The organism is Maricaulis sp. (assembly GCF_048268525.1).
Classification (GTDB): Bacteria; Pseudomonadota; Alphaproteobacteria; order Caulobacterales; family Maricaulaceae; genus Maricaulis.
In genome coordinates this window covers 62,141-76,556 of the sequence record NZ_JBLWVH010000006.1, presented here as the reverse complement: position 1 = coordinate 76,556, position 14,416 = coordinate 62,141, and the positions used below count along the sequence as shown (strand labels likewise).

16 protein-coding genes are annotated in these 14,416 nt (G+C 64.2%); 7 read left to right on the top strand and 9 right to left on the bottom strand.

Annotated elements, in window-relative coordinates:
* The first annotated feature begins 15 nt into the window (after positions 1–15).
* The 5 genes from ACN0X9_RS05105 to ACN0X9_RS05085 all read left to right on the top strand — a co-directional run bounded on the left by ACN0X9_RS05105 (position 16) and on the right by ACN0X9_RS05085 (position 5,061).
* Complete coding sequence (locus tag ACN0X9_RS05105; RefSeq protein ID WP_417486536.1) at positions 16–2,340, top strand: ATP-binding protein; 2,325 nt, start codon at positions 16–18, stop codon at positions 2,338–2,340.
* 25 nt (positions 2,341–2,365) lie between these two features.
* A complete protein-coding gene (locus tag ACN0X9_RS05100) occupies positions 2,366–3,316 on the top strand; it encodes a sensor histidine kinase (RefSeq protein ID WP_417486535.1) in 951 nt (316 codons plus the stop codon).
* Between the two features lie 18 nt (positions 3,317–3,334).
* Positions 3,335–3,817 carry a response regulator gene (locus ACN0X9_RS05095; RefSeq protein WP_417486534.1) on the top strand — a complete coding sequence of 161 codons (483 nt, stop codon included), beginning with the start codon at positions 3,335–3,337 and terminating at the stop codon, positions 3,815–3,817.
* Positions 3,818–3,914: 97 nt separating this feature from the next.
* Positions 3,915–4,253: a hypothetical protein gene (locus tag ACN0X9_RS05090; RefSeq protein WP_417486533.1), complete on the top strand. Its 339-nt coding sequence runs from the start codon at positions 3,915–3,917 to the stop codon at positions 4,251–4,253.
* Positions 4,254–4,416: 163 nt separating this feature from the next.
* Positions 4,417–5,061, top strand: coding sequence for a hypothetical protein (locus tag ACN0X9_RS05085; RefSeq protein WP_417486532.1), 645 nt, complete (start codon positions 4,417–4,419; stop codon positions 5,059–5,061).
* 2 nt (positions 5,062–5,063) lie between these two features.
* Here the strand turns inward: ACN0X9_RS05085 and ACN0X9_RS05080 are convergent, their stop codons facing one another.
* Positions 5,064–6,074 (bottom strand): alpha/beta hydrolase, encoded by a 1,011-nt coding sequence (locus ACN0X9_RS05080; protein ID WP_417486531.1) that lies wholly within the window; start codon positions 6,072–6,074, stop codon positions 5,064–5,066.
* 97 nt (positions 6,075–6,171) lie between these two features.
* Here ACN0X9_RS05080 and ACN0X9_RS05075 point away from each other — a divergent pair, with 97 nt between their 5' ends.
* Both ACN0X9_RS05075 and ACN0X9_RS05070 read left to right on the top strand, forming a co-directional pair.
* Complete coding sequence (locus ACN0X9_RS05075) at positions 6,172–6,729, top strand: phosphoribosyltransferase (protein ID WP_417486530.1); 558 nt, start codon at positions 6,172–6,174, stop codon at positions 6,727–6,729.
* Positions 6,726–7,028, top strand: coding sequence for a hypothetical protein (locus ACN0X9_RS05070; RefSeq protein WP_417486529.1), 303 nt, complete (start codon positions 6,726–6,728; stop codon positions 7,026–7,028). The genes ACN0X9_RS05075 and ACN0X9_RS05070 overlap by 4 nt, the downstream gene beginning before the upstream one ends.
* A 504-nt stretch (positions 7,029–7,532) precedes the next feature.
* Here the strand turns inward: ACN0X9_RS05070 and ACN0X9_RS05065 are convergent.
* The 8 genes from ACN0X9_RS05065 to ACN0X9_RS05030 all read right to left on the bottom strand — a co-directional run bounded on the left by ACN0X9_RS05065 (position 7,533) and on the right by ACN0X9_RS05030 (position 14,302).
* A complete protein-coding gene (locus tag ACN0X9_RS05065; RefSeq protein ID WP_417486528.1) occupies positions 7,533–7,925 on the bottom strand; it encodes a VOC family protein in 393 nt (130 codons plus the stop codon).
* Between the two features lie 37 nt (positions 7,926–7,962).
* On the bottom strand, positions 7,963–8,811 hold the full coding sequence (gene nadC, locus ACN0X9_RS05060) for a carboxylating nicotinate-nucleotide diphosphorylase (protein WP_417486527.1): 849 nt from the start codon (positions 8,809–8,811) through the stop codon (positions 7,963–7,965).
* Positions 8,812–8,821: 10 nt separating this feature from the next.
* Positions 8,822–10,417, bottom strand: coding sequence for an L-aspartate oxidase (locus tag ACN0X9_RS05055; protein WP_417486526.1), 1,596 nt, complete (start codon positions 10,415–10,417; stop codon positions 8,822–8,824).
* 5 nt (positions 10,418–10,422) lie between these two features.
* Positions 10,423–11,562, bottom strand: a complete 1,140-nt coding sequence (nadA, locus tag ACN0X9_RS05050) for a quinolinate synthase NadA (RefSeq protein ID WP_417486525.1) — start codon at positions 11,560–11,562, stop codon at positions 10,423–10,425.
* A 118-nt stretch (positions 11,563–11,680) separates the two neighbouring features.
* Positions 11,681–11,932: a hypothetical protein gene (locus tag ACN0X9_RS05045; RefSeq protein ID WP_417486524.1), complete on the bottom strand. Its 252-nt coding sequence runs from the start codon at positions 11,930–11,932 to the stop codon at positions 11,681–11,683.
* 82 nt (positions 11,933–12,014) lie between these two features.
* A complete protein-coding gene (locus ACN0X9_RS05040; RefSeq protein WP_417486523.1) occupies positions 12,015–12,701 on the bottom strand; it encodes an RluA family pseudouridine synthase in 687 nt (228 codons plus the stop codon).
* Between the two features lie 6 nt (positions 12,702–12,707).
* Positions 12,708–13,676 (bottom strand): NUDIX hydrolase, encoded by a 969-nt coding sequence (locus tag ACN0X9_RS05035; RefSeq protein WP_417486522.1) that lies wholly within the window; start codon positions 13,674–13,676, stop codon positions 12,708–12,710.
* Entirely contained in the window at positions 13,673–14,302 is a 630-nt protein-coding gene (locus ACN0X9_RS05030; protein WP_417486601.1) for a YfbR-like 5'-deoxynucleotidase, read from the bottom strand. Before ACN0X9_RS05030 ends, ACN0X9_RS05035 begins: the two co-directional genes overlap by 4 nt.
* Positions 14,303–14,416 lie beyond the last annotated feature (114 nt).

The window sequence follows — 14,416 nt, the reverse complement described above, 5'->3', positions numbered from 1 at the left end:
TCCGGACCGATTCGAATGAACACGACGTCAGGTGGCGATACCTATCTTCGGACCTCGACGGGCGATGACGAGCCGAGATCGGCGCTTCAACGCCTGACCGATACCGATGGCTGGGTGGGGCAGGTCCTGCCAGGCTTGGTGGCTGTCACATGTATTTTCATCGTTGCCCTCGCTGTCATGGCCGGCGAGGGACGATTGATGTCCTCAGCCCGCGAAACCAATTTGCGGACATTGGAAACCGTGTTGCGGAACACGCGGCAACGTTTTGAATTGTGGGCGCAGTCGCGGGAGAATGACGCCCGGGTCTGGGCGGAGAACGGTCGTTTGCGGTCGGCCCTGGAGGGGCTGTCCAGCTCACCGGTTCCCGCATCTTTGATGGCCTCTCCCGAGCAGGAATGGTTGCGTGACACACTTGGGCCCTGGCTGACCGAATATGGCTATCGCGGGTTCATCGTGATCGCACCCAACGGGACGACACTGGCCTCGATGCGCGATTCCGATCTCGGGCAGCCGTCACTGGTGCTCGATCTGGTCAATATGGACCGGCTGGCGTCGGCCGGTGTGGTGCTGACCCGTCCACATATCGTCGATCTGATGGACATTACCGATTCGACCGAAAATGCGGTCGCCGAAGAAATCCTCATGTATTCCGTGGCGGCCATTCGTGAAGGTGGCGAGCTGCTGGGATATCTCGCGCTGCGGATCGATCCGTTGTCGGAATACACCGCGACGTTCCGTGTCGGGCGGACCGGCGTGTCCGGCGAGACCTTCGCCATCGATCGTGACGGTCGCCTGCTCACCGAGACGCGCTACGGGGAAGAGCTGGTCGAGGCCGACCTGCTGGTCGCCGGACATCCGTCGATCCTGCATATCGAGGTTCGCGATCCCGGCGTCGATGTCACGATGGGCGGGATTCCGGCCCGCCCCTACGCGGACTGGCCGCTGACTGTCGCGGCGCAGGGCGTGACGAGAGACGGGCAGGGGCACAACCTGCAAGGCTATCGTGATGTGCGCGGTGTTCTGGTCATGGGCGCGTGGGATTGGGACCCGGCCCGCGATTTCGGCATCATCACCGAAGTGGAGTTGGCCGAGGCCATGGCTGGCGCCAATCAGGCGCGGGCTGTGCTGCGGGTGTTTGCGGTCGCGATGGCCCTGTCCTTCATCCTGCTGGCAGTGCTGTTCAGCGCCCACCGCTCGATCACCCGCCGACGGGCCCAGGCGACACACGAGGCCAACCAGCGCCTGTCGCAGATCCTGATGACAGCGGCGGAAGGGATTTACGGCATTGATGGTGACGGTGTGATCACCTTCATCAATCCGCGTGCCTGCTCGATGCTCGGCTATAGCGAGGACGAGCTGATCGGCAAGAACATGCATGCAATCGTGCATCACTCGCGCCGCGATGGCTCCCTCTACCCGCGCGAGGAGTGCCCGATCCATTGTGCTGGCGTACCGGCGGAGTCGCCCGACGGAGATGTGTTCTGGACCAAGAGTGGCCAACCCATCCCGATCGAGTCGGCCTCCTCGCCGATTGATCCGGAAGACAAGTCGATCGGCGCGGTCGTGACATTCCGCGATGTCACCAATCGCAAGCGCGACGAGCTGGCGCTCCGTCGCTATGCCCAGGAGCTGAAGCGGTCAAACTCGGAATTGCAGGAGTTCGCCTATGCGGCTTCGCATGACCTGCAGGAACCGCTGCGCAAGATCCAGGCCTTCGGTGAGCGCCTGAACAACAAGTGCTATGACGCGCTGGACGAGACCGGGCGGCATTATCTGGAGCGCATGGTTGATGCGTCGACCCGGATGCGGCGCCTGATCGATGACCTGTTGAGCTATTCGCGGGTGAATTCGAAAACCACCAATTTCCTGGCCGTCGACCTGGCGGCTGTCGTCGCCGATGTCCTGTCCGATCTCGAACCCCGGATCAATGCCGAGGACGCCAAGATCCGGGTCAGCGACCTGCCGGCGATCGAGGCGGACCCGGGGCAGATGCACCAGCTCTTCCTGAACCTGCTGGCCAATGCCCTGAAATTCCGCCGACCTGGCGTCCAGCCCTCGATCTCCATCGAAGGCAGTGTCGAAGTGGGCGAAAACGGTGCCATGGCGCGCATTGCCGTGGCCGATAACGGCGTCGGCTTCGAGCCCCGCCACGCGGAACGGATTTTCGGCATGTTCGAGCGTCTGCACGGGCGCGACGAGTTTGACGGCACCGGGGTTGGACTGGCGACCTGTCGCAAGATCGCTGAACGGCATGCCGGCGAGTTGACCGCTTGGGGTGAGCCGGATTCCGGCGCGGTCTTCACACTGCTACTGCCTGTGCGGCAGGGCAGTGTGATGTAGTGCAGACTTTGGCCCAGGACCCGTCATGAGCGACCCTGATCGTGCATTCCTGCGATTTGCGCCGATCGGGATCGGTATTGCCGCCGGCATGCTCGGCCTTGTCCTGGTCCTGCCGCTCCTGTCCTCGCCGGGCCCGCAAATGCCCGAACTCGTCCTGCTCGGCCTTGGCGCGATGGCCGCGGTCGGCTTGGTCGCGATCGCCGCGGAGGCAATCCGCAGGTCGGCCCGGCATCGACGCTCGGCCCGGGCGCTGGAAATGCGTCTGGATGATCTCGACCTGTTCGCCGTTGCCGCCCGGCACGACCTGCGCGAGCCCTTGCGCAAGATCATCACCTTCGGAGAAAGATTGCGCGAAAGCCTGGGACCGGCGCCCGACGCCCGGCAGGACCGGTATGCCGAGCGCATGACCGATGCCGCCGAGCGCATGCAGGGCTTGCTGGACGAGCTGACTGTGCACAGCCGCATCAATGACAGTGTGCTGGTGACGGAAGCCTTTTCCGCCCGGGCCGAGCTGGACAATGTCCTCGGCGACCTCGCCGCCGACCTGGAGGCCTGTGGCGGCCGGGTTGGTCTGGCGGAAATGGCCGAAGTCCGGGCGAACCGGGCGCAATTCAGGACCCTGTGCCGGATCCTTCTCGAAAATGCGATCCAGTATGCGGACAGCGAACGACCGCTGGAAATGACGGTCGATGGCGAAGTCCGGCCGGACGGGAGTGTCGAAATTCGGTTTGCTGACAATGGCATAGGGTTCGATCCTGCCAACAGCGAGCGTATCTTCGCACCGCTGGTCCGCCTGCATGCCCGCGATGCCTATCCCGGCACCGGTATCGGCCTTGCCATTGCGCGCAAGATCGCCCGACGGCACGGTGGACAGCTGACGGCGGATGGAGAATCCGGAATTGGCGCGACCTTCACCTTGATCTTGCCGCGCCAAAAGGCGAGTTTGTATCAAGACGATCCCAAAGCAATGCACTAACCGGGTTGAGGCTGTCATATGAGCGACGAAAATCGGCTTTTCACCATCCTGATGGTCGACGACGACCCGGATGACCGGCTGCTGTTCAAGGAAGCGTGTGAGGAAGTGCGGCTGCGCAACCCGCTCGATTTTCTCGAGAATGGCGAACAGCTGGTCGACTACCTCAAACGGCGCGGGGCCTATGCCGATCTGGCCGGATCGCCGTTTCCGGGCATTATCCTGCTTGATCTCAACATGCCCCTGAAGGATGGCCGTGAGGCGCTTGAGGAAATCAAGGCTGATGCCGAGCTGCGTCACATTCCGATCATTGTGCTGACCACGTCCAAGGACGAGGATGACATCCTGTCCAGCTACGGGCTGGGCGCGTCGTCCTATATCGTCAAGCCGATCTCGCTGGATCGTCTGATGCGCGTCGTCAATTCGATCGGCGAGTATTGGGTCCAGATCGTCGAGGTCCCGTCGACCGAGGGCGACAATCACGACGATCCGGACGACATCTGACCGAATTCCGGTTTCCCCGAACAGGCGAGTTTGCTAGCGTCCGGTTCAGCCGGGGGGCGAAGTCGGATCTGCGTGATCCGCAATTCGGGGAATATTCATGAAACACCTTCTTGTGGCCGGTCTGGCCTGTACACTGCTGGCGTCACCGGCCCTCGCCGAAGGCATGAGCAATGCGTTCGGACATGCCGTGCGTGTGACCGCCGGAGAGCAGTCCTTTGACGCCTGGTTCAATGCCGATGGCAGCTATAGCGACAGCCGTGGCCTGACTGGCACATGGACCTATGACAGCCAGCTGTGCATCCAGGTCGTGACCGAGACTGGACCCAGTGAAAACTGTGGTCCGTGGAATGAGGGTCTCGCCGCCGGCGAGAGCTGGGTCACCAATGGCTGGTCCGACGATGGCAGCGCGCTGACGGTCCAGATCATCGCCGGGTAGTCACCGGACATGCCAAACGGAACGGTCCGGGGTGACGGTCGTGATGCGCGACTGTCACCCCGGCAGTTTCGCGCCTTACGCGACCGCAGGCGACGGCACCGGGCTTTCGGGCTAACATTCCGTCCAGAGCACGCCGAACCAGGGCGATGGCGAGGGGAAGATCATGTTGATTGCGCGTCTGTCCAAGATTTCCGCGACGCTTTTCGTGTCGATGGTCATGGCCATGGTCATGCTGGTTTTGCTGTGGTTCTACGCCGCGGACTGGCTCAGCTGGGTGCAGGACGGCGCCGACCTGATCGAGGATCTCATCGCCTCCATCCCGTTGGAAGCGCGGTACAATAATTTCGTCCGCCTGTTCGCCAGTGACGACAAGATCGTGCTGCTGATCTTCACGGTCATCGCCCGCATCCTGCTGGCCCTTGTCGGTGGCACCTACACCGCGCTGACCGGCGGCAATGATCGCTACAAGGTCAAGGAACCGGGGCTGATCAGCCAGGTGTCTTCGATGATGGCGACGCTCTTCCTGTCCTTTGTCGTCGCGATCATCATGCTGGCGGTGATTTCGATCGCCGCAGAAGACGTGCTGCACAGCCTGCTGGATGCCGCAGACTGGGTCGAGGATCAGCTGGCCCGCCTGCCGATCGGTGGTCGCTGGCGTGCCGGTGTCCGCTTCGCCGTCTCGGACGACAAGATCGTGCTGCTGTTCTTTACCATCATTGCCCGCCTCCTGATCGCCGTTGTGGCGACCGGTTTCACCCGCGCCGTCAGCGGCAAGCCGGAGATCGTGGCCCCGAAGGCGAAGGCCTGAGCCTAGCGGGACAATCGTTCCGCCAGGAAGGGCAGTGACACGTCCATCCGGTAATCGATCGAGGAGTGGGTGTCAGGGAATTCCTCGTAGCGGTGCTCGACGCCGAGCTCGGTCAGCTTGCGGGTCATGCGGCGGGCCCCGTAGAGCAGGTTGTACTGGTCGATATCGCCGCAATCGATCATCAGCGCCTTGAGTTGTTTGAGGCCTTCGCCATGGCGCTCGACCATGTCCAGCGGATCCCATTTCATCCATTCCGCCCAGCGTTCCGGAATGATTTCGCAGGTGTCCATGGTGACCGGCAGGCTCATGCCCAGATAGCCGCGCGGGTCGGGGTCATAGGTGGCGCCCATCGCCAGCGTCATCAGCGCGTGCAGGTCGTCGCCGGAGACTTTCGGGGCCGCTTCGAAGGCTTCCATGAAGCTCTGGATGGTGCCGCCATGCTTGTTGATGCGGCGCAGGGTGTGAGCGAAGTCCGAGGCAAAGGAGAGTTCAAAACCCATATCGCCGGAGTGGCACACCGCGCCGGCCCAGATATCGGGATGGATCATGGCGTGCATGATGGCGCCATAGCCGCCGGAGGATTTGCCGAACACACCGCGATGACCGGTGCCACCGCAGCCGAAACGGGTTTCGACGGCCGGCAGCATTTCTTCCACCAGAAAGTCGTCCCAATTGCCCATCGCCGCCGAGTTCACATACTGGTTGCCGCCCAGCCGTGTGAAGCAGTCAGGGAAGGCGATCACGGCCGGCTTCATGACGCCTGAGGCGATCAGCCGGTCGGCCCGCTCGGGCACGTTCTCGCCGAAATTCTTCCATGCCACATGACCCAGCCCCGAGCCGGTAAAGCCGACCAGATCGACCAGCAGCGGCAGGCCGCTCCCGTCATGCCCGTCCGGCACATAGACATCGATCCGCCGCCGCAAGGGTTCACCGAGCCGGTTATTGGCAATCGCCTCGCTGTCGACGAACATCGTATGCAGCTGCCCCTTGGGCAGGGTGTGGTCGCTGTGCATGATCGTTCTCCCCGGTCGATTGGCGGCCAGACTAGGATGCGTCGCGGGCCTGGCAAATGCCTGAGCTGCGACGACAATGCGGGCAAGGCTCTGATCCATGAGTGATACCAAGCACTATATCTCGGCCAACGCCTTGCTGGCAGACAGTTTTCGCTTGGCCCGGGCGATTCTCGATAGCGGTTTCCGCCCGACCCATATTGTTGGCGTCTGGCGCGGCGGGGCTCCGGTGGGTATCGCCGTGCAGGAATATCTCGCCCATCGCGGGGTCGAGACCGACCATATCGCCATCCGCACCGCCTCCTATACCGGGATCGGCCAGCAGGACCGCAATGTCCGGGTCTATGGCGAAGGCTATCTGGTCGACACCCTCAATTCCGAAGACCGTCTGCTGATTGTGGATGATGTCTATGACAGTGGCCGCTCGATCGCCGCTGTCCTGCAGGTGCTGCGGGCCAAGTGCCGGCGCAACTTCCCGTCCGATGCCCGCATCGCCACCGTCTATTACAAGCCCCTGCGCAACACGACCGAGCTGACCCCGGACTTTTACGTGCATGAGAGCGATGACTGGCTGGTCTTCCCGCATGAAATCTGTGGCCTCAGCGAGGACGAGATTGCCGCCAAGGGTGAGGCCGGTTCCGTCATCCTGACCCCATGAGCCTGGTCACGGCCGCCCAGCTGCGCGGTCTCCTCATCATGGCGGAAGGCCGGCTTTCAGATGCGCAATGGCGGTTCTGGGAAGGCGTGATGATCGAACCGGAAACCTGGCGTGCGCCGGTCGAGACCGGGTTTGATTTCGCTGTCTGGGTGGTCGCGGTGCAGGGCAATCACGCCGTCTGGTTCAACAGCGTCGCCAATTGCTTCGAGCTCTCGCCCTTTTCAAGGCCTGGTCAGCTGGAGGCTCCGAGTCGGGCAAGGGGCGAGCTGACAGACCTGGTCGATCAGCTTGCCGGCTAGATGCCGGAGCTGACGCAATTAATCCCGTTCATCCCCTGCGCGCAGGCGCAAACCCCACCATAAACCGCTTGCCGAGAGACCGCCGTATCCGGGCCTTCAGGTCAAGGGCGCTGCAGGCGCCGCTCCGCGGTTTCACCCTTGAGCTGAAGACCCGGATACGGCCTGCTGGCTGACAAGCGATCTATGGATGGCCCCGCGCGTGGCGCCGGGGTGTACGGGATGACAAAGGTATTGGAAATCTCGGAACCACCGTCATCCCGATGACAATCGGGACCCAGTTTGCGACGCGAAGTCATTGCCAAGCCTGGCAAAACCCGACCTGCGAAACTGGGTCCTGACGTCCGTCAGGATGACGGATGGTGTGGGTAGGGCGGGGGATAGGCGCCCTGAAAAGCGGCGCCGGGCGCTTACCCGCGTCACAGCGGATCAACCAGGGCAAATCGCTGGGGCGCAGGATGTCTCCCGAACGCGCCATTGCCAGGCCCGATCCCGCCCTGCGCCGCCTCAGCCCGGACGGTGAATACCGCACAGTTTGTGGCCGTCCGGGTCAAGCACGTAGGAGAGGTGCAGCGTGCCCATATTGCTGGAGCGCGGCCCGGGCGCGTCCTCGACCGAGGTGCCGCCATTGGCGACGGCCACGTCGTGAAACTCGACTACTTGTTCCGGCGAGGCGCATTTGAAGCCGATCGTCGCGCCATTGGAGGCCGTGGCCGGTTCGTCATTGATCGGCTGGGTGATGCAAAAGGCATTACCATCATGCAGGTAGAAATAGCGGACATGACCGGTCGGCGACTCATTGCGGACCGGCTCGCCAGCGCCCAATGCGCCGAGCACGGCGTCGTAAAAGCGCTTCGAGCGCTCGATATCGCTCGCCCCGACCATGATGTGATTGAACATGCCTGTTTCTCCCTCAAGATGGCGGCAGCGCCACCGGCTAGGCTTCGTCGAGCCCTATGTCGAAATTCGGGGCCGAATGGGTCAGCGCCCCGACCGAGATCACGTCGACCCCGGTTTCGGCTATGCCGCGCACCGTGTCCAGATGGACCCCGCCGGAGGCTTCCAGCGTGACCTTGCCCTTGGCAGCCGCGACGGCGGCGCGCAGGTCATCCAGAGAGAAATTGTCGAGCAGCACGCTTTCAGCGCCAGCTTCGATGGCGGCGTCGAGCTGGTCCAGCCGGTCCACTTCGACGGCGATGCGCGTCATGTGACCGGCGCTGGTTCGGGCCGCCTCGACCGCCTGACGCACGCCGCCACAGACGGCGACATGATTGTCCTTGATCAGGATGGCGTCATCCAGGCCAAACCGGTGCAGCGCACCGCCGCCAGCCTGGACGGCCTGCAGCTCGAAGGCGCGGAAACCGGGCGTGGTCTTGCGGGTGTGGGCGATCCGGGCGCCTGTGCCCTTGACCGCATCGACATAAGCCCGCGTGAAGGTCGCAACCCCGCTCATCCGGCCCATGAAATTCAGCAGGATGCGTTCGGCGGACAAGAGGCCGCGGGCGCGTCCGGTCACCGAGATCAGCACATCGCCGGGTTTCACCGTATCGCCGTCTTCCATTTGCGGACTGACCAGGGCTTCGGGATCACATTGCCAGATTGCCGCCAACGCCGGCTGGAAGCCGCAGACCACGCCAGCCTCGCGCGCATTGACGTAGAATTTCGCCTCGGCCTTGGCCGGAATGCAGGCCAGCGAAGTGACATCACCGCGACCGCCCTGGTCCTCGGCAATAGCGCGGGCCACGGCGTCGTTCACCACATGGCGGGGCAGGGGCATGATCGGCATGTCGGTCGTCCTATTCGGCCGGGCCGGTGAGCGCGGCAGGCGCCAGCTCCGGTGCGGCAAGATCGTTGAGGCGCAGCGCGCTGTGGCGCGCCCCCTTGAGTGTTTGTGGGCAATCACTGCGGAAATGACCACCCCGGCTTTCACGCCGGTTCAGTGCGCCCGTCACGATGAAGCGCGCCGCGATCAGCGCATCCGCCTCGCCATGCTCGGACCGCATCGCATCGATCAGCGCCGCCAACTCGGACAATCCGGCTTCGCAACGCTCCACCCCGCAATGGCGCGACATGGCCTGGCGCAGACGCATCAGGGCGAGGGGTGGCAAGCTGGAGCTTCCCCCGCTTGCGGGGGAAGTGGGCGAGCGCAGCGAGGTCGATGGGGGGGAGTCCGCCATGGCCAAGCCCCCCTCCGTCGGGCTGCCGCCCGCCACCTCCACCGCAGGCAGGGGAGGGGCAATACGCGCAAACCGCGCGGCTGACACCAGACCTTCGGCCAACGAGTTTGACGCCAGACGATTGGCGCCATGTAAGCCGGTCGCGGCGCATTCGCCGATCGCGAACAGGCCGGGGATTGAGGTTTGTCCGTCTATATCGGTGGCAACACCGCCCATGTGATAATGCGCCGTCGGGGCGACCGGGATCGGCTCCAAACGCGGATCAATCCCGGCGCGCTGGCAGGCGGCGAAGACCGCCGGGAAGCGCGCCGGGAAGGCCTCGCCCACCGCCTCGCGGCAATCGAGGAAGGCGCCTTTTCCCGACGCGTTCTGGCGATGCACGGCGCGGGCGACGACATCGCGTGGCGCCAGTTCGGCATCGTCGTGGATGGCTTTCATGAAGCGGTGACCGGTCTTGTCGACCAGGATCGCGCCTTCACCGCGCAGGGCTTCGGTGCACAGGGGCGCCGGATCGAGGCCGGCATTGAGCGCCGTTGGATGGAATTGCACGAATTCCGGGTCACGGATCACCGCGCCCAGCCGCGCCGCCATGGCCATGGCCTGGCCTTGCGCGATCGCCGGCGTGGTGGTCAGCGCGAACAGCCCGCCCGCCCCGCCCATGGCGAGCAGGGTGGTGTCAGCCCCGATGGATTGAATCTGGCCATCCGGGCCTTGCGCAATGGCACCCCTGCAGGCGTTCGCGTCACCCAGCAGGGAGACCGCTCTCCAGCCATCACGGATCTCGATGTGATCGGCGGCGCGAACCGCCTCGATCAGCGTCGCCATGATCGCCGCGCCGGCGCCATCGCCCTTCACCCGGGCGACCCGGGGTCGCGAATGCGCCGCTTCGCGGGACAGCGACCAGTCCGCGCCCTCGCGCTCAAACGGCGCGCCAAGTTCCGCCAGTTCCGCAACTTCCGCCGCCGCGCCTTCGGCCAGGGCGAGCGCGGCCTCGCGGTCAACCAGCCCGGCCCCCGCTGCGACCGTGTCGCGCGCATGCAGCTCAGCACTGTCATCCGCCGCCAGGGCCGCAGACACCCCGCCCTGCGCCCAACCGGACGCGGCGCCTTCACCCAGCGGTGCGCCGGTCAGCAGGACCACCGGTCGCGGCGCGAGCTTGAGAGCTGCCCAGAGCCCGGCAATGCCAGCGCCGCAGATGAGGGTGGGATGGGTCATCGCTCCTAAATCGCCACCAGATCCACACGCTTTTCCGGCTTGGTCGGGTCAAAGCTGGCTGGCTTGGCCGGCTTAGGCAGGTCGAGCATGGCCTGGACGGAGGCGCGGGCGCCTTCGATGACGGCGTCGGGGACGGTGACTTCATGCTGTTCCAGACGCAAGCAGTCATAGATGTTTTCCAGCGTGATCCGCTTCATGTGCGGGCAGAGATTGCACGGGCGGATGAATTCGACCTCGGGGACATCGGCGGCGACATTGTCGCTCATCGAGCATTCGGTGAGGAGGACGGCCTTCTTGGCGCCCGACCCCTTGGCCCAGTCGGCCATGGCGGCAGTCGAACCGGCGAAATCGGCTGCCTGGACAACCTCCAGCGGGCTTTCCGGGTGGGTGATGATGACCACGCCGGGATGCGCATCGCGCAGGTCCTCGATGTCCTGCGCCGTGAACTTCTCATGCACTTCGCAGGCGCCGGCCCAGGTCAGGATCCGGATATCGGTCTGGGCAGCGACATTCTTGGCCAGATACTGGTCGGGCAGGAGGATGACGGTGTCACTGCCCAGGCTCTCGACCACCTGGACGGCGTTGGAGCTGGTGCAGCAGATATCGCACTCGGCTTTCACATCGGCGGACGTGTTAACATAGGTGACGACCGGCACGCCGGGATAGGCGGCCTTGATGCGGCGCACATCCTCGCCCGTGATCGAACTCGCCAGCGAGCAGCCGGCGCGGGTATCGGGGATGAGGACGGTCTTTTCCGGGGCCAGGACCTTGGCGGTTTCGGCCATGAAGTGGACGCCGGCCTGGACGATGATATCGGCTTCGCTTTCTGCCGCCATGCGGGCGAGGGCGAGGCTGTCGCCCATCAGATCGCCGACGCAGTGGAATATATCCGCTGTCATGTAGTTGTGCGCCAGGATGACCGCGTTCTTTTCCTTTTTCATCTGGTTGATGGCGTGGATGAGCGGGGCCTTGGCCGGCCACTCCATCGGCGTCACGACATGGCTGACCTTCTCGTAGAGATGGTCCGTCGCGGCTTTTACCTCATCGGTATACGCCAGTTCGGGCCGATCCTGATCAAAGGCCACAAGCGTGCCGTCAAAGTTCATCCGGTCCATTTTTCCCTCACTTTTGCTCAAATCGAGCATATCCAGGGTCTGAAAAGAGGCGATGGCTGGAGGGCCATCACCTGCAAACGCGGCTTATGCTCGAAATGAGCTTAACCGTGACGCAGATATATGCTCACAGTGAGCATTGCGCAAGGTCTCAGAGCAAGCTGGTGGAAACGGTTGCCGACGCCGCGCTATAGCCAACTGCGCCAAGGGCAAGGGCCGGAACAATCAGGCGCCAACGGACGCGCCGCTGGCCGGCACAGAACAAGGCCACCATGAGAAGGAGGGCCGCCGCCGCTCCCATCCATCCGAAGATCGAGTATTTGATGGCCAGGAGGGCGAGCGCGACCGCGGTGCACAAGCAGCCTGCGCGCGCAAAATCGGAAAAACTCAAACGCTCGGACACGTTGTCCCCCAACAACACGATAACCAATCTGTGATGGTCAAATACAACAGCGCAATCATTCCGGCAATATCGGGTCTGGGGATCAGAAGGGCGCCGGGCTGTCAAAGCTGACCGGGGCACCGCCATCGGGATGGCGAAATCCCAGTTGCTGCGCGTGCAGGCACAGGCGGTCGCTGGCGGCCAGTGCCTCGGGTGGCGCGTAGAGATTGTCGCCCAGGATTGGATGGCCCAGATGCAGCATGTGGACGCGCAGCTGGTGACTGCGTCCGGTCAGCGGGCTGAGGCGGACCCGGGTGACACCGTCGGTGATCTCCAGAACCTCCCAGTCGGTCACGGCATTGCGGCCCCGCTCATGACAGATCATCTGGCGTGGACGGTTGGGCCAGTCGGTGATGATGGGCTGGTCAACGCGCCCGGTGGTCCCGGCCATCTCACCCTGGACGATCGCGATATAGGATTTGGACGTCATCCGTTTTTCGAACTGTTTGCCGATATGCGCCTGGGCGTGCGCCGTCAGCGCCAGCACGATGACGCCGGATGTGTCCATGTCGAGCCGGTGGATGATGCGAGCTGTCGGGAAGTCGTCCCGGGCCCGCGCCTCCAGACAATCCGCCCGTTCCGGCCGGTTGCCGGGCACGGTGAGCAGGCCGGACGGCTTGTCGATGACCAGGATGTGGTCGTCGCGATGGAGGACCGGCAACGGCCCGACGGGCGGCGGTGTGTACTCAAAGGGACGCAGCGCGGCGTTATGTGTGTCGCGGCCCGGCATGGTCGCTCAGCCGTCACGCAAGCGCGGCGTCGACAGGCCCAGCGAGGGCAGGCCGGCGAGCGCTTCGCGGCGATAGCGGAACAGCTCGGCTGGCCGGCCACCGGTGGCGCTTTCCACCTTGCCGGTGCCATCAACGAAACCGGTGCGGTCCAGGGCGCGGCGGAAATTCTGCTTGTGCAGGCGATAGCCGACGACCGCTTCGACCACCTGTTGCAGCGCCGACAGGGTGAAGACTTCGTCCATCAGCTCGAACACCACCGGGCGGTATTTGATCTTGCCGCGCAGGCGGGAAATGGCGGTGGCCAGGATGCGGCGATGGTCCGACGCCATCGCCTGTCCCAGGCCCGGCGCCACCAGATTCGGCTCGGTCTGGCCGTCACGGGCTGCTTCCTCGACCAGGCCGGCTTCGTAGAGCAGTTCATAGCGATCCAGCGCCCGGCCTTCCTGCCAGCCGCCGGGATTGAGGCCGAAACACTGTTTGATCCGGTCATGACAGGAGGCGCGGCGACCCGGTCCGCCAGCTTCGTCCGCCCAGGCCGACAGGCGCGGCAGGATCTGGCTGTCGATGATGTCGGGACGACCGTCGCGCCAGTCTTCCCACGGGAAGAAGCGATACCAGCCCCGCCACTGGCCGCCGCCTTCGGGCGGATCGGAGACATTGGGCGTCAGCGCCAGATAGCCGATCGAGATGATGCGGTCGTCTTCCGAGCCGGTCATCGCCGCGACCGGCGCCTCGCGCCCACGATCGCCGAACGTGTAGAGCTGTTCGACATAGCCGAGCTGGAAGCGGGCCTGCTCGTCGACCCAGCGCCTCAGCCCGATCTCAAGCGTGCGGTGCTCGGTCGGGTCGAAGGGACCGAAGGGCAGGGCTTCACCGCCGCCCGGCTGCGGTACGATCAGGACTTGCGGCACATCACCATCGACCGCCAGGATGACCGCATTGAGGCCGACGGAGAGGGCGAGGCCTGTTGTCACTTCCGGCCAGCCTCGAAGGCCGCCAACACGGTCTCGAAGCGATCCAGGAACAGGATCTGGGCCTGTTTGACGGGCAGCGGCTTGATGGCGATCTCCAGTCCGGCCGGGGGACGACCGAAGAATTTCACGGATTCGCCATGGCTGAAACCGGCGATCTGGGTGGCCTCGAAATAGGCACAGATCACATCGGCCCGCTTGATCTTGCGTTTGACCTCGGCCGGCAGTTTCGCCGGCAGGCCGAAGCGCAGCTGGATCGCCGCCTCGAGCCGGTCCTCGAACTCGCGGTAATTGACGCCCAGCGCCGCCTTGAACGGGCTGATCATGTCACCGATGACGTATTCCGAAGCATCATGCAGCAGGGCCGCGACGCGCCATTTGTCCTCGATGCCGGGATAGAGAAATTCGAGAATCTCCAGCACCACCACCGAGTGCTCGGCGACCGAGAAGGCGTGATCGCCGGCGGTCTGCCCGTTCCAGCGCGCCACCCGCGCCAGGCCGTGGGCAATGTCCTCGATCTCGACGTCAAACGGCGACGGATCCAGCAGGTCCAGTCGCCGTCCGGAAATCATCCGCTGCCAGGCACGCGGGGCTTCTTTGGCTTTGGTCGTCTTGGCAGCAGCGGGCATGTCATCCATCTCGTCAGCATCTTGCGGGCAGGGGAGATAGCAGAGAAGCGCCGCCGGGACCAATCCCGCCATCGCCTTGTTCACAGCTGCTGTGCCGCCATGCCGCACCGCTTT